Source organism: Bradyrhizobium manausense (assembly GCF_018131105.1).
Taxonomy (GTDB): domain Bacteria; phylum Pseudomonadota; class Alphaproteobacteria; order Rhizobiales; family Xanthobacteraceae; genus Bradyrhizobium; species Bradyrhizobium manausense_B.
In genome coordinates, this window is the sequence record NZ_JAFCJI010000005.1 from 77,813 (window position 1) to 97,753 (window position 19,941).

Sequence of the window (19,941 nt, forward strand, 5' to 3'; positions counted from 1 at the left end):
CGACATGCCCCCAGGAAAAATTCGGCGCAGGGAAAATTGCAGGAGTGGAACAGCGCCTATTGGCGCAGCATGATCAGGGGATCGGCCGTATCGGGAACCCGCCGCCATTGCGCGTTGTCATCGGCCTCGAACTGCCAGACGTCGCCTGACTTCGACATCAGGATGATCTGGCCGCGCTCCAGCCGCCATTGCGTCGGGTTGAACTGGGCGATCGCGGCGTCGCATTTCGGCTTGAGGAAGACCTGGAAATTGTCCTGTCCGGCATCCGTGTTGGTCAGCGTCAATCCGCAGATCGGCTGGCCGTTGCCGCGAACCATGGCCCAGTCGCCGATCATCTGGTCCATCGACTTGGCCATGGAGCGGGCGGCGGCGAGATCCTGCAGGATGTAGACGCCCTCGCCTTGCCGCAGGCCCTCGAAAATGCCGGCCTCGACCTCGGTGAAATCGATCACGGATTCACCGGTGGCATCCTGCAAACGAACGATATCTCCGAGACCCCGAATGCTCCAGGCAACGATATCCTTGGTGAAGGGCAGCGCCGTTTTGCAGGCCGGCTCGAGCTCCAGCTTGAAACCCTGCGGCACGTTATCGCCCTTGATCGTGACGACGCAGGTCTTGCTGCGTTCCGTGGTCGAGAGCTCCCATTGCCCGACCATTTCCTTCTTCAGGGTCGTCGCATCCTGCGCATGCGCGATGCCGATCGCGGCCAAGTGAGCCGCGACGGCGAATGCAACGCCCCGAAGACCAGACATCAGCGCCCCTTGAACGGCGTTTCCACAACCGGCGTCAACGGCGCCTTGCCCGAGAACCATGACTTGAGATTGTCGACCACGAGCTGGTCCATGGCATTGCGCGTGACGACGGAGGCAGAGCCGATATGCGGCAGCAGCACGACGTTTTGCATCGTCTTGAGTTCATCCGGCACGTTTGGCTCGGCCGCGAACACGTCCAGGCCCGCCGCGAGGATGGTGCCTGATTTCAGAGCCTGCACCAGCGCCTGCTCGTCGACGACAGAGCCGCGCGCCACGTTGACCAGCACGCCGCGCGGGCCGAGCGCCTTGAACACCTCGGCGTTGATCATCTTGTTGGTGCTGGCGCCGCCCGGCACGATCACCATCAGCGTGTCGACCGCCTTCGCCATTTCGATCAGATCAGGGTAGTGCTTGTAGGAGACGTCCTTGGACGGATTGCGCGAGTGATAGACCACAGGCACCAGCGAGGCTTCGAGCCGACGCGCGATCGCCTGGCCGATCCGACCCATGCCGACGATCCCGACCTTGCGGTCGCGCAGCGAGCCGACGCTGAGCGGATAGTTCTGGGTCTGCCAGAGGCCGGAGCGGACGTAGCGATCGGCCTTGATGAATTCGCGCACGGTCGAGATCAGCAGGCCCATCGCGACGTCGGCGACCTCTTCGGTCAGCACGTCGGGTGTGTTGGTGACGATGATGTTGTGCTCGGCCGCGTATTTGGCGTCGATATGGTCGTAGCCGACGCCGAAGCTCGCCACCATCTCGATCTTGGGCAATCGCGACAGTGAGTCCTTATCCGCACGCACCGTGTGATAGGTCACGGCCACGCCGCGAATCTTCTCCCGGATCGCCGGTGTCAGCCGCTCGAGATCGCCGTGAGTCTCAGCCTTGTGCACGACGAAATGATCGGAAAACCCGTTCTCGAGGATCGGCCGGACCGGTCCATAAATCAAAAGGTCGATCTTGTCGGACGAAATCGAACCGGTAGACATCAGTTTTCCTTTCCAAGCGCGCTCTCGTGCCAGCGCCGTAAAACGAGGTGGGAAATTAGCGCCAGCACCCCATAGATGACAATCCCGGCCAGCGACAACAAAAGCAGCGCTGCGAACATGCGGGGTATGTTCAATCGGTAGCCCGATTCTGCGATCCTGTAGGCAAGGCCGGAGCCGGCGCCAGCCGTGCCCGCCGCGATCTCGGCCACGACGGCGCCGATCAGCGACAGGCCGCCGGCGATGCGCAGACCGCCGAGGATGTAAGGCAGCGCTGCGGGCAGCTTCAGGAAGCGCAGGGTCTGCGGCGGCGAGGCACCGTAAAGCTGGAACAGGCCCGCGAGGTTGCGGTCGACCGAATTCAGCCCGAGCGTGGTGTTCGACAGCACCGGGAAAAACGCGACGATGAAGGCGCAGACGACGACGGCGGTCTGCTGCTCCAGATAGATCAGGAGCAGCGGCGCGATCGCTATCACCGGTGTCACCTGGAGCACGACGGCATAGGGGAACAGCGAATATTCCACCCATTTCGACTGGTTGAACAACAGCGCCAGCGCGATGCCGCCGATGCTGGCGGCGACAAAACCTTCCAGCGTCGTCAGCAGCGTGGTCGCGAGCGATTGTGACAGCACCGCCCAGTCCTTGATCAGCGTCAGGAAGATGACGGAGGGCGCCGGCAGTACGTAAGGCGGGATGTCCTTGATGCGGACCACGAGCTCCCAGGCGGCAAGGCCGGCCGCGCACACGATGACAGGCAGCACGAAGCGCATCGCGCGCTGGGCTGCGGTCGGCCTGGTGGTAACGAAGGCTTGCGCGTTCATAGCAGCGGCTGTCCCTGATAGGACGGCGCCAGCGCGGCCGATACCTTCCGGCAGTAATCGGAATAGGCGGCCGAGGTGCGAAATTCCTCGCCGCGCGGCTCCACGGTCTCGATGCGGATGTCGGCCTGGATGCGACCGGGCCGCGCCGTCATGACGACGACGCGCTGCGACAGATAGACGGATTCGAACACCGAATGGGTGACGAAGATGACGGTCTTGCCAAGACTGCGCCACAGCGCGAGCAGATCGTTGTTGAGGCGAAAACGCGTGATCTCGTCGAGCGCCGCGAAGGGCTCGTCCATCAGCAGGATATCGGGATCGGTGACGAGCGCGCGCGCCAGCGACACCCGCATCTTCATGCCGCCGGACAATTCGCGCGGGAATGCATCGGCAAAATCGGCGAGCCCGACGCTGGCGAGCGCCGCGTCGGCCCTCGCCCGCCCTTCAGTCTTCGAAATCCCGCCCAGCTTCAGCGGCAGCCTGACGTTCTCCCGCACGCTGGTCCAGGGCATCAGGGTCGGTTCCTGGAACACGAAGCCGATGCCATGGCCGGGTTGCGCCTCGCCCTCGTGGCGCGACACCCGCACTGTGCCCGATGACGCTGGGCTGAGCCCCGCAATCAGCCTCAGCGCCGTCGACTTGCCGCAGCCGGAGGGCCCGAGCAGTGAAATGAACTCGCCCCTGCGGACGGCGAGGTCGAGTGGACCGAGCGCCATGACGCCGGTGTCATAGACCTTCGTCACGCCGCGCAGGCTGACGGCGAGAGCCGTCAGGCTGGCCTCGAGTCCGGACGAGGGTTTGACGTCAGGCATCAACGCAGCGTTACGGCTTGGCGGGGCGCAGCTCGACGCCGACGCCCTTGTTGACGAAGCGCAGCGTGTAGGACTTGCGGAAGTCGAGGTCGCCCTTCACGACGCCGGCTTTCACCATCTTGTTGAAGAAGGACGTGTAGCGCTCGTCGCTCATCGCGCCGATGCCGTTCTTCAAGGAGTCGCCGGAATCGACGATGCCGTATTGCTTCATCTTGGCGACGGAGTAGGCGAGCAGCTCGTCGGTCATCTCCGGATTGAGCTTCTTGATCATGGCATTGCCGGCGGAATTGTCGCCGTAGATGTAATTGTACCAGCCGATCATCGAGGCATCGACGAATCGCTGCACCAGATCCGCCTTCTTCTCGACCAGGTCGCGCCGGGTCTCGATCAACGTCGAATAGGTGTTGAAGCCGGCATCGGCGAGCAGGATGACGTTCGGCTTGAAACCTGCGGCCTTCTCCACTGCGAACGGCTCGGAGGTGACGTAGCCCTGCATCGCGCTCTTGGGGTTGGCGATGAACGGCTGCGGATTGAAATTATAGGGACGGACATTCTTCTCGCTGAAGCCGTATTCGGACTTCAGCCACTGGAAATAGCTGGTCATGCCCTCCTTGGAGACGAACAGCGTCAGCGGCTTGAGATCCTCGATCCTGGTGACCTTCGCATCTGGCTGCGTCAGCAACACCTGCGGATCTTTCTGGAACACCGCGGCGATCGTCACCACGGGAACGTTGTTGGCAACCGCGTCGAACGACATCAGCGTGTTCGCGGCCATGAAGAAATCGATCTTGCCGGCGATCAGCAGCATCCGGTTGTTCTCGTTCGGCCCGCCCGGCACGATGCTGACGTCGAGCCCGTACTTCTTGTAGGTGCCGTCGGCGACCGCCTGGAAGAAGCCGCCATGCTCGGCCTCGGCGACCCAATTGGTGCCGAAGGTGACCTTGTCCAGCGTCTCGCTACGCGCCGGCAGGATCGACAGGACTGTGGCCAGCAAGCCCGCCGTTAACGCTCGCCACAGATGAGAGGGGCTCATGCATGCACTCCGTCGATCGTGTCTGGCCGATATGAAAACAACGCGATAAAACCGTAACATAACAGGGGACGCTGGCCGGCCGGGCCCGCGTCCCCTGATAACACCAAACTACGTGACAAATTCGGGCAAAGAAACCTTGATGACGCCTTCCCGCGACTGGACCGAGATTCGCTGGGCCGACGCCGCGTCCGTGGATGTGTCGCGCTGGATCGCGGTGCTGCCGCTGGCCGCAACCGAGCAGCACGGCCCGCATCTGCCGCTGGAAACCGACGTGCTGATCGCCGGGGCCTATCTCGCACGTGTGCGAGACGTGCTGCCTGCGACGCTTCCGGCCACGTTCCTGCCGATCGAACCCGTCGGCATCTCGACCGAGCATATCGACTATCCCGGCACGCAGACGCTGCCGACCGCGGTCGCGCTGAAGCGCTGGAACGCGATCGGCGAGGACGTCGCGCGACGCGGCGTGAGAAAGCTCGTCATCATCACCAGCCACGGCGGCAACAGCGCGGCGATGATGCTGGTGGCGCAGGATCTTCGCGCGCATCAGAAACTGTTCGTGGTGACGACGTCGTGGTCGCGGCTATCAGGCGCGGACAGGCTGTTCCCACCGGATGAAGTGCGCCACGGCATTCACGGTGGCGCGGTCGAGACCTCGATCATGCTGGCGCGCTATCCCGAGCAGGTGCGCACGCATGCGATCGCGGATTTTCGCGCGAGCAGCATCGCGATGGAAAAACAATATCGCTGGCTCTCGACGCAACGACCCGTGCCCTTTGCCTGGCAGGCGCAGGATCTGCACCCGAGCGGCGCGATCGGCAACGCAACGCTGGCGGTGCCGGCGAAGGGCGACCAGCTCCTCGACCAGGGTGCGCGCGCCTTTTGCGAGTTGCTGGCCGAGGTCGATAACTTCGACGTGAACAACCTCGCCAAAGGCCCCCTCGGTTAGCTTACATCCAACTGTAATCATTAGGAAAAGCGACCGGCTCCGGAGCCGCCTGAGGCGTCTTCGAACCTGATACGGCAAGGCTCCGTCCAACTGGGCACGCGGACCACATCGGGCCGCCTCAACCCGGATGGAGTTACACATGTCGATCAAGACCAAGCTTGCCGCACTCGCTCTCGCCACCCTTGCCGTCACCGGCAGCATCGCATCGACGACCTCGCAGGCCGAAGCCAAGCCGCTCGGCTGGGGCGTGGGTGTCGGCGCCGGCATCGCCACCGCCGCCATCGTCGGCACCGCGATCGCCGCCAGCAACCAGCCTTACTACTACGGCGGCTACGCCCATTGCGGCTGGTCCCCCCGTTACAATGCCTTCGGCCAGTACGTCGGCAGCGTTCGTACTTGCTACTGATTTGAGGGCTTGAGGCCGATCTTCGTGGATCCTGCGTCCGACACGGCGCCTCATCCACCCGTGTCGTGCCCCCGACCCCGCCCGGATGTCCCCCCGGGCGGGGTCATCCTTTTCGGCCCCGGGAATTTGTTGCCGTCCCGTCACATAAGGATGCGAACCATCCGCTGCGACGTTCTGGACTAATTGCTATTGCGAATTATTAGCAATAAGGTTCGCAACAAGTGCAGGGGCTTGGCAAGGCTCGGGGTGAAATCGGGCCGTCACGAGCTGATCTCGTCGGTCGCGTGAACAGCCAAGAGCCTGATGACAGGATCGCCGCGAATCGGCAGGGATGTCGGGAGCGGTTGGGGCGCAGTCGCGTCTTGGGGGCGTAGTTTTGACGTTGAGGGGTCACCGTTACAGGTCTTTGCGGACGGCCGCGGCGCTTGCCTCGGGCGTGCTCGCCTTGCCGGGCGCCGGCTTTGCTGCCGACCTGCCGTTGAAGGCACGCGCCGCCAAGACCGTGTACGACTGGACCGGCTTCTATGTCGGCGGCCACGTTGCTTACGGCGATGCTTCCTTCGGTCCCGGCACCAATCCCCTGCCCGAGCAAGGCGTACTGCTGCCTCACAGCGCGACGGGCTTCAGCGGCGGCTATCAGCTCGGCTACAACAGACAGCTCGCAAACCGTGTCGTGCTTGGCATCGAAGCGGATGCGACGTTCACGGGCCCGCTGGATGGTCCGGCACTCGCGCGTTCGCCGGTGCCTTTCAACACCACGATCGACTATGTCGGCACCGTGCGGGGCCGCGTCGGCTATGCCTTCGACCGCTTCATGCCTTACGTCACAGGCGGCGTCGCCTGGGGCCACACGCATATCAACGTCAACGATGCCGATGGCGTCACGCCGCTCTTTCCGGTCGGCCACTACCAGGCCGGATGGACCGCGGGCCTCGGTCTCGAATACGCCGTCAGCGGCAACTGGACCACGAAGGCCGAATACGACTATGTCGACCTGTCGCACAAGACGTACGACCTCAGCGGCTTTGGCCTCGGCAGCATCAATGTCGATCCGCGCATTCACCTGTTCAAGCTTGGCCTGAACTACCAGTTCGGCGATACGCCATGGATGCCGGTGGTCGGTGGCAAGACCAGGCTCCCAGAGTCCGACGACTGGAACGTTCACGCCCAGACAACCGTGCTGCCGCAGGGCTATGGGCCGATCCACTCGCCCTATGCGAGCCCGCAGAGCCTGCCCGGCGGCGGCCAGTTCCAGGCGACATGGACGACCACGGCCTTCCTGGGCGCGCGTCTCTGGGACGGCGGCGAGCTCTATTTCGATCCTGAGCTGGCGCAGGGCTTCGGCCTCAACGGCACGCTCGGCTTGGCAGGCTTTTCCAATGGCGAAGCGCAGAAGGCCGGCGCGCCGTTCCCGAAAATCCGCGCGCAGCGCTACTTTTTCAAACAGACTTTCGGACTCGGCGGCGAGCAGGAAGCGGTGGAAGACGCACCGAACCAGCTCGCAGGCAAGCGCGATATCGACCGCGTCACGGTGATCGTCGGCCGTTTCGCCGTCGGCGATTTCTTCGACGGCAACTCCTATGCGAAGGATCCTCGCGCGGATTTCATGAACTGGGCGATGTGGTCGTCGGCCGCCTACGACTTCCCGGCCGACCTGCCTGGTTACACCCGCGGCGCCGTGGTCGAGCTCAACCGCAAGGACTGGGCGATCCGCGCCGGACTATTCCAGGTGCCGGATGCGCCGAACAGCGACGTGCTGACCTTCAAGACCGGCGGCACCGTCGTCGAATTCGAGGAACGCCATTCGATCTTCGAGCAGCCCGGCAAATTGCGCGTCGGCGTCTTCGCCAACAGCGGCCACACTGCGAACTACCGCGAGGTGGTGGATCTCGCGGCGGCGAACCCCGCGCTCGACATCAACGATATTGCCGGCGCGACCCAACGCGACCGGCTCAAATACGGCTTCTACGTCAATCTCGAGCAGCAGATCGTCAAGGACGTCGGAGTGTTCGCGCGCGCCAGCTGGAACGACGGCCAGAACCAGATCCTGTCCTTCACCGATATCGACCGCAGCCTGTCGGGCGGGCTTTCGATCAAGGGCAGCCGCTGGGGACGCCCTGACGACACGGTCGGCATCGGCGGCGCGATCAACGGCCTGTCGGCCGCGCATCGCGATTTCCTGGCGGCCGGGGGCGTCGGACTCCTGATCGGCGACGGTCAGCTCAACTATCGCACCGAGCGCATCCTCGAGGCCTACTACGCCTATTCGGTGATCAAGGGCGTGACGCTGACCGCCGACTATCAGCTCGTCGTCAACCCCGCCTACAACGCGGACCGCGGCCCGGTCTCGATCTTCTCGGGCCGCATGCATGCCGAGTTCTGAGCCTCGCAGGCACATTCCCGGTGCGACAATTTGGTTGGAACCGGCAAAACGCGCATCACGTTCATATATAAGGGGCTTGGTCCGGCGCCCGCCGGGCCCTCATGTTCCTCTCCCTTGCGCACAAATGTTGTCTGTCGAACTCATCATCGTCGTCGTCCTGATCGTCATCAACGGCCTGTTGTCCATGTCCGAGCTGGCGGTGGTCTCGTCGCGCCCGGCGCGGCTGTCGCTGCTGGCGGCCAAGGGCGTGCGCGGCGCCGAGCGCGCGCTGACACTGGCTGCCGACCCTGGAAAATTCCTGTCGACGGTGCAGATCGGCATCACGCTGGTCGGCGTGCTCTCGGGCGCCTTCTCCGGCGCGACGCTGGGACAACGGCTGACTCAATGGCTGGTCGAGCTCGGCATGTCCTCAGGCATTGCCGACATCGTCGGCGTCGGCATCGTCGTCACCATCATCACCTATGCGACCCTGATCGTCGGCGAGCTGGTGCCGAAGCAGGTGGCGCTGCGCGATCCTGAAAGCATCGCAGTCAAGGTCGCGCCCGCGATGCATGTGCTGGCGCGAGTCTCGCTGCCGCTGGTGTTTCTGCTCGACCTCTCCGGCAAGCTGATCCTCACGCTGCTCGGCCGCGGCGGCAAGGCCGAGGAGAAAGTGTCGGAAGACGAGATCCATCATCTGGTCAACGAGGCCGAGAACGCCGGCGTGCTCGAGCCTGGCGAGAAAGAGATGATCGCGGGCGTGATGAGGCTCGGCGACCGCCCGGTCGGGGCCGTGATGACGCCGCGCACGGAGGTCAACGAGATCGACCTCAACGATGCGCCGCAGACCATTCACGAGATTATCACGAAGAGCCCGCATTCGCGCTTTCCGGTCTCGGACGGCGATCGCGACAAGCCGATTGGCGTGCTCCAGGCCAAGGACCTGCTGGTCGCCTACATGAATGAACGCACGCCGGATTTGCGCGCGCTGGTCCGCGAAGCGCCCAGCATTCCCGCATCAGCGGATGCCCGCGATGTGCTCGCGATCCTGAAGACCGCACCGGTTCATGTCGGCTTCGTTTATGACGAGTACGGCGCCTTCGAAGGCGTGGTGACGGCGGCGGATATCCTGGAATCGATCGTCGGCGCCTTCCATTCCGAAGAAGGCCCGCCGGAGCCGGCTTACGTCAGGCGCGCGGACGATTCTCTGCTCGTCTCGGGCTGGATGCCGGTCGACGAGTTCGGCGAGCTGCTCAGCGTCGAGCTGCCGCCGCATCACCGCTACAACACGGTGGCCGGCCTCGTGCTGCAGCAATTCACGGTGCTGCCGAATGTCGGCGACGCCTTCGACTTCGCCGGCTGGCACATCGAGGTGGTCGATCTCGATGGCAGGAGAATCGACAAGATTTTGGCGAGCCGACTGGGGGAAGTGGAGACGGGTTGAGTTTGCGCTAAGCTTGCGGCTGACTTTCCTTCTCCCCCTTGTGGGAGAGGTGCACCGTCGTCGCAAGGACGAGCGAAAGTCGTATCACCCGAACCGCACCCCGATCCGCTTTTCCTTGCGCCAGACTACCTTACAGATGAGGTGCGCTCCGTCGGCCTTGATGGACAGGGTGAAGCGCTCGGGGATGCCGACCGGGCTGGTGACGTCGAGGGCTGCGCCGGTGTCGGAGAAATTGCGGATGGTGCAGTCGATCGCGCCGCCGCCGAACTCGATGGTTCCGGCCTTCAACACGCGATGCCTGGATTTGCTGCGCCGTTCTTCGTCCATCGGGCCAATTTACACCCGAAGCTGACACAGAGGTTAAGATGCAACCGGCTCGCGATGATTTTACGCCGCAGCAGGCCGCGGCGGTATCATGTGGTGGATCACTGCCTCACTGCGCCGGCTGAAACGACGCCGCCTGCGCCATGCGCCAGGCGTCGCGGAACCGCGGGTCTTCCGTGCCTTCGAGCAGCTCGCCCGGACGCAGCGCTGGATAGAGCTGCGCAAAGGATTGCACCTGGGTCGTGGACGTCCGCTGGTTGAAGTGGATCGGACGCAATTGCTGCGGATGTTCGAGGCCCGCCGCAGCGATCAGCTCGGTGAGCGAGTGCAGCGTGGCGTGATGATAATTGTGCACGCGGTCGATCTTCAGCGGCACATAGAGCGCGCGCGCCCGGGTCGGATCCTGGGTCGCGACGCCGGTCGGGCAGCGATCGGTATGGCAGCTCAGCGACTGGATGCAGCCGAGCGAGAACATGAAGCCGCGCGCCGAGTTGCAATAGTCGGCGCCGATCGCCATCGCGCGCGCCATGTCGAAGGCGGTGGCGATCTTCCCGGATGCACCGATCTTGATACGGTCGCGCGCATTGATGCCGACCAGCGCATTGTGAACGAAACTGACGCCCTCGCGCATCGGCATGCCCAGATGGTCCATGAACTCGAGCGGCGCGGCGCCGGTGCCGCCTTCGTTGCCGTCGACGACGATGAAATCGGGATAGATTCCTGTCTCCAGCATCGCCTTGCAGATCGCCAGAAACTCCCAGGGATGGCCGATACAGAGCTTGAAGCCGGCCGGCTTGCCGCCGGAGAGCTTCCGCATCTCGGCGATGAACTGCATCATGCCGACAGGCGTGGAGAAGGCGCGATGCGAGGCCGGTGAGATGCAATCCTCGCCCATCGAGACGCCGCGAATCTTGGAGATTTCCTCCGAGACTTTCGCCGCCGGCAACACGCCGCCATGGCCGGGCTTGGCGCCCTGGCTGACCTTGAGCTCGACCATCTTGATCTGATCGTCGCTGGCGACGCGCGCGAAGGCCTCCGGATCGAAGGTGCCGTCAAGATGGCGACAGCCGAAATACCCGGAGCCGATTTCCCAGATGATGTCGCCACCCATCTCGCGATGATAGGGACTGACACCGCCTTCGCCGGTGTCGTGGGCGAAGCCGCCCTTCTTCGCGCCGGCATTGAGCGCGCGCACCGCGTTCGGGCTGAGGGCACCGAAGCTCATCGCCGAGATGTTGAACACCGAGGCCGAATACGGCCTGGTGCAGTCGGGCCCGCCGATGGTGACACGAAACTTCTCCGCGGCATGCGCCTTCGGCGATACCGAGTGATGCATCCACTCGTAGCCCTCGCGATAGACGTCCTCCTGGGTGCCGAACGGACGCTTGTCGAGCTGCATCTTGGCGCGCTGATAGACCACCGCGCGAATGTCGCGCGAGAACGGCATACCGTCCTTCTCGCTCTCGAAGAAATACTGCCGCATCTCCGGGCGTATCTCCTCGAGCAGGAAGCGGATATGCGCCGAGATCGGGTAGTTGCGCAGGACCGCATGGCCCTTCTGCATGAGATCGCGGATGCCGAGCAGCGTCAGCGCGCCGAAGATCGCGATCGGGATCAGCAGGATGTCGAAGATCCTGCGGTCCGCGATGCCGATGCCGATCAGCAGTGCGGTGACGACCGCGCAGATCGTCAGAATGATGAAGCGCGGCGAAAATGGAAGCAGCAGTGTTTCCATCAGCCCTTCGGACGGAGCTTGCGTCTTGTTATCGTTGGCCACGACCTCGTCCCTCTCGCCAGCATGACGGGGTATGATACGCCCGCGCCGCGTCTATGGATATGACGCGGACCCGTTTTGAGGCTACCGAATCCGCACGCTCCAAATCAATCCGCCAAGCGGCGGGCTTTTGCAGTGCAATAGATTCAATGACATGACAAATCAGTGACCGTGCAGCTGCGCCTCATGCGGAATCACGCCGTGCCGCTCGAGGCCGCCCTGCGTCAGCCATTCGCCGGTCGACTCGATCGCGCGATCGATATGTTCGCCGGTGCGCGAGAAATCGTAAGGCGACCCCACCATCGGGCAGAGCGGCGGCACCACGACATATTCGATCTCGGGGGAGAGCCCTTCCAGCTCGGCCACCAGCTGCCGCGCGGTCAGCAGCGTCAGCGCATGGAGGGCATTGGCGACCGCACCGACCGGGGGACTTGCGACCGCACAGGCGTGCCCCGCCGGCAGCACGATCAGCCGCTTTGCACCCATCTTCACCGCGATCCGCACCGGCGTGTTCGAGGAAATCGCGCCGTCGGCAAGGAACAGGTTGCGGTAGTGGATCGGGGTGAAGGCACCGGGAATCGCGGTCGACGCCAGGATCGCCTCGACCGCCGGGCCATCCGACAGCACCACGCTCTCGCCGGAGACGAAATCGGTGGTGACGATGTGAAGGGGAAGCTGGGCGTCCTGAAGGTTGCGATAAGGCAGATGATCCTCGATCAGCTTGCGAATGCCGTCATGGGGAATCAGAAAGTCCCGCCGCCACATGAAGCCGAGCAGCGTCCGCCAGGTGACCGGAAAGACATCGTGGCGTTTCAGCCCGCGCCAGAGCGCTTCCAGCCCGAGCACGCCCTTGAGCGAGGGATCGCCGGCATAATAGGCGCCGTTGATCGCGCCAACACTGGAGCCGACAACAAGATCGGCAACGACCCCGTGCTTGGCCAGAGCATGCATCATGCCGACCTGGATCGCTCCGAAACTGCCGCCACCCGCCAGCACATAGGCGGTCGGTTTTGGCGGACGACCATGGTCGATCGCAGACAAGGCGTACGCAGCTCCCCCACTTCTCGCATCGCAACATCGGTGCGAGAATTTGCCGCGCGCTTATAACAAGGCGCGCCTGGGCGATGCCAATAACAAAGTCGGGGGAGGATGGTGAGGAGGAGCTAGCGGGAAGCGAGAGGCTGATCGCACCAGTTTGATCCCGGCGAAAGCCGGGATCCATGGCCACAGGAAGACGTCGGTGCGCGAGTTGATAACCACTGGTCGTCGCCAAACGACTTCCTGTGGTCATGGGTTCCGGATCGGCGCTTCGCTTGTCCGGAAGGACACCAATGTTGCGGCTAAAGCGTCGCGATCAAAGTCGAGCGCCAATCAGCGCTCGACGAACGCCTTCTCGATCACGAAATGGCCGGGCTTGTTGCCGGAGCCCTCGATGAAGTCGCGGCCTTCGAACATCACCTTCAGCTCTTCGAGCATCGCCGGGCTGCCGCACATCATGACGCGGTCGGTCTCGATGTTGAGCGGGCCCTGGCCGATGTCGTTGAAGATCTGCTCGGAGCTGATGAGGTCGGTGATGCGGCCGCGGTTGCGGAACGGCTCGCGGGTCACGGTCGGATAGTAGATCAGCTTGTCGGCGAGCAGTTCGCCGAACAGCTCGTCCTCGCGCAAGCTGGCGACGAGCTTCTCGCCATAGGCGAGCTCGGAGACCTGGCGGCAGCCATGCACCAGCACGATGCTCTCGAACTGCTCGTAGACCTCGGGGTCCTTGATCAGGCTGGCGAAGGGCGCAAGGCCGGTGCCGGTCGAGAGCAGCATCAGCCGCTTGCCGGGGATCAGGTTGTCGGTGATCAGCGTACCGGTCGCCTTTCGGCCGACCAGGATGGTATCGCCTTCCTTGATCTTCTGAAGGCGCGAGGTCAGCGGACCGTCCTGCACCTTGATCGAGAAGAACTCGAGCTCTTCCTCGTGGTTGGCGCTGGCCATGCTGTAGGCGCGCAGCAGCGGACGGCCGTCGACCTCGAGGCCGATCATGGCGAACTGACCGTTCTGGAAGCGGAAGCCGGTGTCGCGCGTGGCGCGGAAGCTGAACAACGTGTCGGTCCAGTGCTGGACGGAAAGAACTTTCTCTCGGTAAAACGCGCTCATGATTTTCGATATTCCGAATGTCTGCGGGTTTTCGGGCAAAAGCGTTGCCCGGCCCTGAAAACGGGGCGGACACCATTGCCATGGCGGAGGATTTCGCGTGTGTGATCTACGCCTTTGAGACCAATAATCAACCTCGTTTCGGATGCAATTGATGCCGGGCCATCAGGCATTTGCGGCGGAAATGGTCACATCATTAACGGATCTGCTGTCCGGAGCGCGTGGAGGGCAATTTCTTTTCCCTTTCGAGCGCGAATGCAGCACTTAATTTCCATCGCGCTCGCGAGAATTTCATTAAGAATAGCTCTGATTTTCACCCCTGCTTGGCGCCATTTCCCGCAATTTTGCGGCTTTTGGCGCTCGGAACGAACAGGCCATGGCAAGTCACGAGCGGATCTTCGTCCAGGCGATCAGAAGCTATGGCGCGCGCCATGGCATCGACGTCGATATCCGCTCCGGCGGCTGGCTGATCGCAATGCGCCGCGGGCCGATGCGCCGGTTCGCGTTCGGCTACGACGTCGGCCTCAACAGCGCGATTGCCCATCGCCTCGCCAACGACAAATCGGCGACGTCGGAGGCGCTGTCACTTGCACGCGTGCCCTGCATCCCGCATCACCTCTTCCTCAATCCGAAGCTGGGCGAGAGTGTCGTCGACCCCGCCTGGCGCGACGCAATGCTCGCGCTGCTTCATGACCATCCGCAAGGCGTGGTGGTGAAGCCGAACGAGGGAACCTCGGGGCGCTCGGTGTTCAAAGTGACGACGGAGACGGAACTCGATCACGCGGTGGACGAGGTCTTTTCGATGAGCGTCGGGCTGGTGATCTCGCCCTATGTCGCGATCGAGGACGAGGTTCGCGTGGTGCTGCTCGATGATGTGCCCCTCGTCGTCTACAGCAAGCTGCGCGGCAACGATTGGCGACACAATCTCGATGCCGGCGCAAAGCCGGTGTTGCTGGAGGACGGCGAGGTTCGTGCGACGTGCGTGAGGCTCGCGATCGATGCCGCGCGCGCGATCGGTATTACCTTTGCGTCGATCGACGTGGTTCGCGTCGATGGTGAGTGGAAGGTGCTGGAGATCAATTCTGGCGTGATGATGGAAGCACTGGGCAAGCTGCATCCGGAGCTGGTGCAGGCGGCGTATGACGCGGCGCTGGACCGGGTGTTTGCTGAAGCGCCCCGCGAGCGCTGATCTATCGGCGCTAATTATTCGCGCTGGCGGAATCGTCCATCGCTTTGAAGGCTTCTTCGAGCTGCAGCGAGATCGGCACGTTCATCCGTTCGCCGGTCGGCATCCGCGCGGTGAACCATTTGTTGTAGAGCGGCACGAGATCGTGGTTGGAGCCGAGCTTGCGGAAGGTGCGGTCGACCACGGCTGATAATTGCGGATCGCCCTTGCGGAACATGATGCCGTAGGGATCGTAGGAGAGATAATCACCGGTGACGCGAAACTTGTCCTGCGCCTTGTGGCGCACGATCAGGCCCGAGAGGAGAATATCGTCGGTCGCGAAGGCATCGGCCTTCCCGTCCACCAGCATCTGGTACGACTGTTCATGATCGGCGCCGACGGCGATGTTCAGGCCGAGCGAGAGCTTCTTGTCGGCCGCCTGGATCGCCTGCTCGTTGGTGGTGCCCTTCGTCACCACGATGGTCTTGCCCTTCAGATCAGTCAGCGACTGGACGCTGGACGCCTTCGGCACCATCAGCTTGGTGCCGGCGACGAACATCAGCGGCGAGAAGGCGACGCGCTTGCCGCGCTCGGAATTGGCCGTGGTCGAACCGCATTCCAGGTCGATCTTGTTCTGGAGCACGGCATCGATGCGGTCGTCCGAGGTGACCTTGACGTAGTCGATCTTCAGATTGGGATCGTCGACCTCGACGCCGATCTCCTCGACGATGGCCTCGCAGAGTTCGAGACTGTAGCCGATCGGCCTGTTGGCCTGATCGAGGAAGGAGAACGGCGGCGAGCTTTCACGGTAGCCGAGCCGCACGGTGTGCGCATTCTTGATGGCTGACAGCGTCGGGCTAAGCCCTTCGCTGCCGCCGGTCTGGGCGGAGGCCCCTGACGCCAGCAGACACGCTGCCAGCAGCAGGCCGCTTGAAATCGCCGTCAAAGGGCGCATGACGCACTCCCGTCAATGACCGGCCATCGCGGGCACTTCGCCCGGCACCATGTCGCCGGGCACGACATCGCCCGGTCCCATCGCATGCTCGGGCCCGAGTTCGCCTTCCCACTTCGCCACGACCGAGGTCGCCAGCGTGTTGCCGATCACGTTGGTGGCGCTGCGGCCCATGTCGAGGAAGGTGTCGATGCCCATGATCATCAAGAGTCCCGCCTCGGGGATGCCGAACTGCGAGAGGGTGGAAGCGATCACCACGAGGGAGGCGCGCGGCACGCCGGCAACGCCCTTGGACGTGATCATGAGCGTCGCGAGCATCGCCAGCTGCGTCGCGAGCGGCATCTCGATGTGATAGGTCTGCGCGATGAAGATACTGGCGAATGTGCAGTACATCATCGTGCCGTCGAGATTGAAAGAGTAGCCGAGCGGCAGCACGAAACTCGATATCCGTGACGAGGCGCCGAACTTGTTCAGGCCCTCCAGCGTCTTCGGATAGGCCGCTTCCGAGCTCGCGGTGGAGAACGCGATCATCAGCGGCTCGCGGATCAGCCGGAGCAGATGGCTGTAGCGCGGCCCGATGACGATGAAGCCGACTGCCACCAGGATGCCCCAGAGGATGAACAGCGAGAGATAGAAGCCACCCATGAACACGATGAGCTTCCAGAGCACCAGCAGGCCGTTTTTGGCGACCGTCGCGGTGATGGCGGCCCAGACCGCAAACGGCGCGAACAGCATCACATAGCCCGTCACCTTGAGCATGATGTGGCCGAGATCGTCGATCAGGGAGAGGATCTGCTTGGAGCGTTCGGGCAATGCGCCCATCGCCACCGAGAAAAACACGGCAAAGATCACGATCTGGAGGATTTCGTTCTGCGCCATCGCATCCGCGATCGAGGTCGGGATCAGATGGGTCAGGAATTTCTCGATCGAGAAGGCCGAGACCGGCAGGCCTGTCGATTGCCCTGCCGCGGGCAGCGTGCCGGGAAAGTTCGCGCCCGGCTGAAGCAGGTTCACCATGACGAGGCCGAGCATCAGCGAGACAAAGGACGCGCTGACGAACCAGCCCATGGTCTTGGCGAAGATGCGCCCGAGCTTCGAGCCCGAACCCATATGGGCGATGCCGCCGACCAGCGTCGCAAACACCAGCGGCGCGATGATCATCTTGATCAGGCGCAGGAAGATCACGGCGATCAGGTTGATGGAGGAGGCCCAGTCGCCGCGCGTCTCGGGCATGAAGTTGAAGATCGCAGAGCCCATGATGATGCCGAGCACCATCGCCGCCAGAATGTATTGCGTGAACCTGTTCGACATCGAAGAACCCCCGCTGCACCGGCAGCTTCATGATGTCGCAGATATGACAGCGACGCAACACGCTTTGCGTGCAGTCACGCGCGCCGGATGTTCCCGTTGCGAAACGGGACGCAGCGATCTAGCCTTCATGCAGCGCACAACGAATGCGGCTTGCGCGTTTCGTTTGCTGCGGCTGCATCAATAATCGCCAAGCCATCGGAGAGGAGCGCCCATGACCGCCAGCATCAATCGCCAAATTCTCTTGGTGGAAAAGCCGAGCGGCAAGCTCGGGCCCGAGCATTTCAAGATGGTCGAGAGCGCGCTGCCGGAACCGAAGGACGGCGAGGTCTTACTGCGCGTACGTTACATCTCGCTCGACGCCGCCAACCGCGCCTGGATGCACGGCGCAACCTATCGCTCGGCCGTCGAAGCCAACAGCGTGATGGCCGGGGGCGCGATTGCCGAGGTCGTGAGCTCGAGGGCCGAGGGGCTAGCGCCCGGCGACATCGTCTTCGGCGACACCGGCTGGCAGGAATTTGCCGCGGTGCCCGCAAAGCATTTGACGAAAATGCCGAAGCTCGAGCCGATGACGCACCTTCTCAGCGTGTTCGGCATCGCCGGCCTTACCGCCTATTTCGGCCTGCTCGAGGTCGGCAAGCCCAGGGAAGGCGAGACCGTCGTGGTCTCGGCGGCCGCGGGTTCGGTCGGCTCGATCGTCGGACAGATCGCCAAGATCAAGGGATGCCGCGTCATCGGCATCGCTGGCGGCGCCGACAAGTGCCACTGGCTGACCTCCGAGCTCGGGTTCGATGCCGCCGTCGACTACAAGGACGGCGCGGTCTTCAAGGCGCTGCGCGCAGCCGCGCCAAAGGGCATCGACGTCTATTTCGACAATGTCGGCGGCGACATTCTCGAAGCCTGCATTCCGCAGATGAACAATTACGGTCGGGTCGCCTGCTGCGGCGCGATCTCGCAATATGACGGCGCGCCATCGGCGCACGGCCCGCGCGGCGTGCCCGGCCTGATCGTGGTGAAGCGTCTCGTGATGCAGGGCTTTATCGTGATGGACTACATGAAGGAAAGCCAGCGCGCGCTCGCCGACCTTCAGGCCTGGGTGAAGTCCGGCAAGTTGAAGGTGCAGGAAGACATCATCGACGGATTGCAGAACACACCGAAGGCGCTGATCGGATTGCTCGCCGGCGAGAACCGCGGCAAGCGCATGGTGAAGCTGTGACGACGTAGTTACGTCGTAATTGCAAAGGTAATATCTACTTGCGGTAGTGGCTAAAGCGGCCAATGATGCCGCACGCGGCATCACCCGCGACGATTGCTTGCATCACTTTTAATAATGCGTCGGCGTTACCGACAGGGCAGGAATTCACTCAAATGTTCAACACGTTGAAACATGCATCAACGCGTCACGCGTTGCTCGCCGCAGCACTCTTCGCAACTGCAACAAGCGCGTTCGCGCAAGCGCCGACCGAAGCCCAGAAGAGCGCCATCCGTTCCGCATGCCGCTCGGACTTCATCGCACACTGCTCGAGCGTGACGCCCGGCGGCGTCGAAGCGTATCAATGTTTGCAGAGCCATATGTCGAGCCTGTCGGGAGGATGCCAGACGGCCGTTCGCGCCGTCGAGCCGGCTGCGGCACCGAAGACCGAAGCGGCTCCCGCCAAATCTGAGCCGGCCAAATCTGAACCGGCCAAATCCGAACCTGCCAAATCCGAACCTGCAAAGACCGAAGCTGCGCCCGCGGCCGAGCCAGCAACGAAGCCGGCCGCCGAAGCCGCTCCGAAGGCTGCCGCAGCCAAGCAGCCGAGCAGCGCACAGGTTGCTGCGGTCAAGAGCGCGTGCCGTACCGATTATCCCAAGGTGTGCGCCAGCGTTCCGCCGGGCGGGGCTCCGGCGCTCGAATGCCTGGAGAAAAACAAGGCCAAGGTTTCGGCGGCTTGCGCCAAGGCCGTGAGCGCCGTGGCTGGTGGTGGCGGCACAGCGGCGACTGCCGCGCCGGCAACCGGTGCCGCTCCCGCCGCCGGAGCAGCACCGGCAGCCGCGCCGGCCGTGATCGTTCTGCGTCCACTGCGGCCGCGCGAAGAGTTGTTCATCATCCGCTCCGCCTGCGGCGCTGATGTCCGCTCGCTCTGCGCCGGCGTCCAGCCCGGCGGCGGCCGCATCGTGCAATGCATCGCCGGCAATGCGGCGTCGCTGTCGCCAGCCTGCAAGGACGTGCTGGCGCCGTTCGCGGCGCGATGAGCAGCACACGGCGTACGCGCCGTTGATATCGAGCGGCGCGCGAATGAATTTCGCACGCCTGCAACGACCAATCCTCCGCCGATAATCGATTCAATCAGAACAAGACCGGGAGAAACGACATGCGTGCATTTCTGCTCATCGCAATTGCGCTGCTCGCCTTCGCGACGACCATGACCTTCAAGGCCGCCGACGCCAATGCGGTGGTGTGCGCCCGCGGCGTCTATCGCGCCGGTTGCGCCGGTCCGAACGGCGCCGTCGTCGTCCGCAAGCCGGTCCCGGTGGTCCGCTGCACCAGGGTGCTGGTGAACGGGGTTTACGTGAAGCGCTGCGTTTGACGCGCGGGTGGTCAATCCGGCGCAGTTTGGCTATGATTCGCAACTGACGGTTTCGGGCGCGCAGGTGCCCGCGGCCGTGCTGCGGCGCACCTCGCCTTGTCGATAATTCCGCTGGTGTGGGAAGCCGGAGCCCATTAGTCTACC

19 protein-coding genes are annotated in these 19,941 nt (G+C 63.4%); 8 read left to right on the top strand and 11 right to left on the bottom strand.

The window, feature by feature from the left end; genetic code table 11:
• Window positions 1-56: 56 nt before the first annotated feature.
• From JQ631_RS29470 to JQ631_RS29490, 5 genes are read right to left on the bottom strand one after another with little or no spacing between them, the layout of a single operon-like run.
• Complete coding sequence (locus JQ631_RS29470; RefSeq protein WP_212332925.1) at window positions 57-752, bottom strand: AprI/Inh family metalloprotease inhibitor; 696 nt, start codon at window positions 750-752, stop codon at window positions 57-59.
• Complete coding sequence (locus JQ631_RS29475; protein WP_212332927.1) at window positions 752-1,741, bottom strand: 2-hydroxyacid dehydrogenase; 990 nt, start codon at window positions 1,739-1,741, stop codon at window positions 752-754. The genes JQ631_RS29470 and JQ631_RS29475 overlap by 1 nt, the downstream gene beginning before the upstream one ends.
• Window positions 1,741-2,559 carry an ABC transporter permease gene (locus JQ631_RS29480; RefSeq protein ID WP_212332930.1) on the bottom strand — a complete coding sequence of 273 codons (819 nt, stop codon included), beginning with the start codon at window positions 2,557-2,559 and terminating at the stop codon, window positions 1,741-1,743. Before JQ631_RS29480 ends, JQ631_RS29475 begins: the two co-directional genes overlap by 1 nt.
• On the bottom strand, window positions 2,556-3,371 hold the full coding sequence (locus tag JQ631_RS29485; protein ID WP_212332932.1) for an ABC transporter ATP-binding protein: 816 nt from the start codon (window positions 3,369-3,371) through the stop codon (window positions 2,556-2,558). The genes JQ631_RS29480 and JQ631_RS29485 overlap by 4 nt, the downstream gene beginning before the upstream one ends.
• 10 nt (window positions 3,372-3,381) lie before the next feature.
• The gene (locus tag JQ631_RS29490) at window positions 3,382-4,404 is read right to left on the bottom strand and encodes an ABC transporter substrate-binding protein (RefSeq protein WP_212332934.1); all 1,023 of its coding nucleotides are present in this window, start codon (window positions 4,402-4,404) and stop codon (window positions 3,382-3,384) included.
• Between the two features lie 139 nt (window positions 4,405-4,543).
• Between JQ631_RS29490 and JQ631_RS29495 the strand changes: the two genes are divergently transcribed.
• The 4 genes from JQ631_RS29495 to JQ631_RS29510 all read left to right on the top strand — a co-directional run bounded on the left by JQ631_RS29495 (window position 4,544) and on the right by JQ631_RS29510 (window position 9,562).
• Entirely contained in the window at window positions 4,544-5,350 is an 807-nt protein-coding gene (locus tag JQ631_RS29495; protein WP_212332936.1) for a creatininase family protein, read from the top strand.
• A 139-nt stretch (window positions 5,351-5,489) separates the two neighbouring features.
• A complete protein-coding gene (locus tag JQ631_RS29500) occupies window positions 5,490-5,756 on the top strand; it encodes a hypothetical protein (RefSeq protein ID WP_212332938.1) in 267 nt (88 codons plus the stop codon).
• Window positions 5,757-6,087: 331 nt separating this feature from the next.
• Window positions 6,088-8,139, top strand: a complete 2,052-nt coding sequence (locus JQ631_RS29505; RefSeq protein WP_212332940.1) for a carbohydrate porin — start codon at window positions 6,088-6,090, stop codon at window positions 8,137-8,139.
• Between the two features lie 124 nt (window positions 8,140-8,263).
• Window positions 8,264-9,562, top strand: coding sequence for a hemolysin family protein (locus JQ631_RS29510; RefSeq protein WP_212332942.1), 1,299 nt, complete (start codon window positions 8,264-8,266; stop codon window positions 9,560-9,562).
• Window positions 9,563-9,646: 84 nt separating this feature from the next.
• Here JQ631_RS29510 and JQ631_RS29515 read toward each other — a convergent pair whose 3' ends face one another.
• The 4 genes from JQ631_RS29515 to JQ631_RS29530 all read right to left on the bottom strand — a co-directional run bounded on the left by JQ631_RS29515 (window position 9,647) and on the right by JQ631_RS29530 (window position 13,805).
• Window positions 9,647-9,889, bottom strand: a complete 243-nt coding sequence (locus tag JQ631_RS29515) for a PilZ domain-containing protein (protein ID WP_212332944.1) — start codon at window positions 9,887-9,889, stop codon at window positions 9,647-9,649.
• Between the two features lie 106 nt (window positions 9,890-9,995).
• Window positions 9,996-11,621: an FMN-binding glutamate synthase family protein gene (locus JQ631_RS29520; RefSeq protein WP_212333138.1), complete on the bottom strand. Its 1,626-nt coding sequence runs from the start codon at window positions 11,619-11,621 to the stop codon at window positions 9,996-9,998.
• A gap of 201 nt (window positions 11,622-11,822) precedes the next feature.
• On the bottom strand, window positions 11,823-12,701 hold the full coding sequence (locus JQ631_RS29525; RefSeq protein WP_249161238.1) for a patatin-like phospholipase family protein: 879 nt from the start codon (window positions 12,699-12,701) through the stop codon (window positions 11,823-11,825).
• A 330-nt stretch (window positions 12,702-13,031) separates the two neighbouring features.
• The gene (locus JQ631_RS29530) at window positions 13,032-13,805 is read right to left on the bottom strand and encodes a ferredoxin--NADP reductase (RefSeq protein WP_212332946.1); all 774 of its coding nucleotides are present in this window, start codon (window positions 13,803-13,805) and stop codon (window positions 13,032-13,034) included.
• Window positions 13,806-14,178: 373 nt separating this feature from the next.
• Here JQ631_RS29530 and JQ631_RS29535 point away from each other — a divergent pair, with 373 nt between their 5' ends.
• Window positions 14,179-14,991: an ATP-grasp domain-containing protein gene (locus tag JQ631_RS29535; RefSeq protein WP_212332948.1), complete on the top strand. Its 813-nt coding sequence runs from the start codon at window positions 14,179-14,181 to the stop codon at window positions 14,989-14,991.
• Window positions 14,992-15,001: 10 nt separating this feature from the next.
• On the opposite strand, the gene JQ631_RS29540 is transcribed toward JQ631_RS29535, so the two are convergent.
• Together JQ631_RS29540 and JQ631_RS29545 are read right to left on the bottom strand one after the other, a co-directional pair.
• Window positions 15,002-15,922 carry an amino acid ABC transporter substrate-binding protein gene (locus JQ631_RS29540; protein ID WP_212332950.1) on the bottom strand — a complete coding sequence of 307 codons (921 nt, stop codon included), beginning with the start codon at window positions 15,920-15,922 and terminating at the stop codon, window positions 15,002-15,004.
• A gap of 12 nt (window positions 15,923-15,934) precedes the next feature.
• Complete coding sequence (locus tag JQ631_RS29545) at window positions 15,935-17,230, bottom strand: dicarboxylate/amino acid:cation symporter (protein WP_212332951.1); 1,296 nt, start codon at window positions 17,228-17,230, stop codon at window positions 15,935-15,937.
• 211 nt (window positions 17,231-17,441) lie between these two features.
• Here JQ631_RS29545 and JQ631_RS29550 point away from each other — a divergent pair, with 211 nt between their 5' ends.
• The 3 genes from JQ631_RS29550 (at window position 17,442) to JQ631_RS29560 (ending at window position 19,797) form a co-directional block, all read left to right on the top strand.
• Window positions 17,442-18,443, top strand: a complete 1,002-nt coding sequence (locus JQ631_RS29550) for an NADP-dependent oxidoreductase (RefSeq protein WP_212332953.1) — start codon at window positions 17,442-17,444, stop codon at window positions 18,441-18,443.
• Window positions 18,444-18,595: 152 nt separating this feature from the next.
• Window positions 18,596-19,462 carry a cysteine rich repeat-containing protein gene (locus JQ631_RS29555; RefSeq protein WP_212332955.1) on the top strand — a complete coding sequence of 289 codons (867 nt, stop codon included), beginning with the start codon at window positions 18,596-18,598 and terminating at the stop codon, window positions 19,460-19,462.
• A 119-nt stretch (window positions 19,463-19,581) separates the two neighbouring features.
• The gene (locus JQ631_RS29560; RefSeq protein WP_212332957.1) at window positions 19,582-19,797 is read left to right on the top strand and encodes a hypothetical protein; all 216 of its coding nucleotides are present in this window, start codon (window positions 19,582-19,584) and stop codon (window positions 19,795-19,797) included.
• Window positions 19,798-19,941 lie beyond the last annotated feature (144 nt).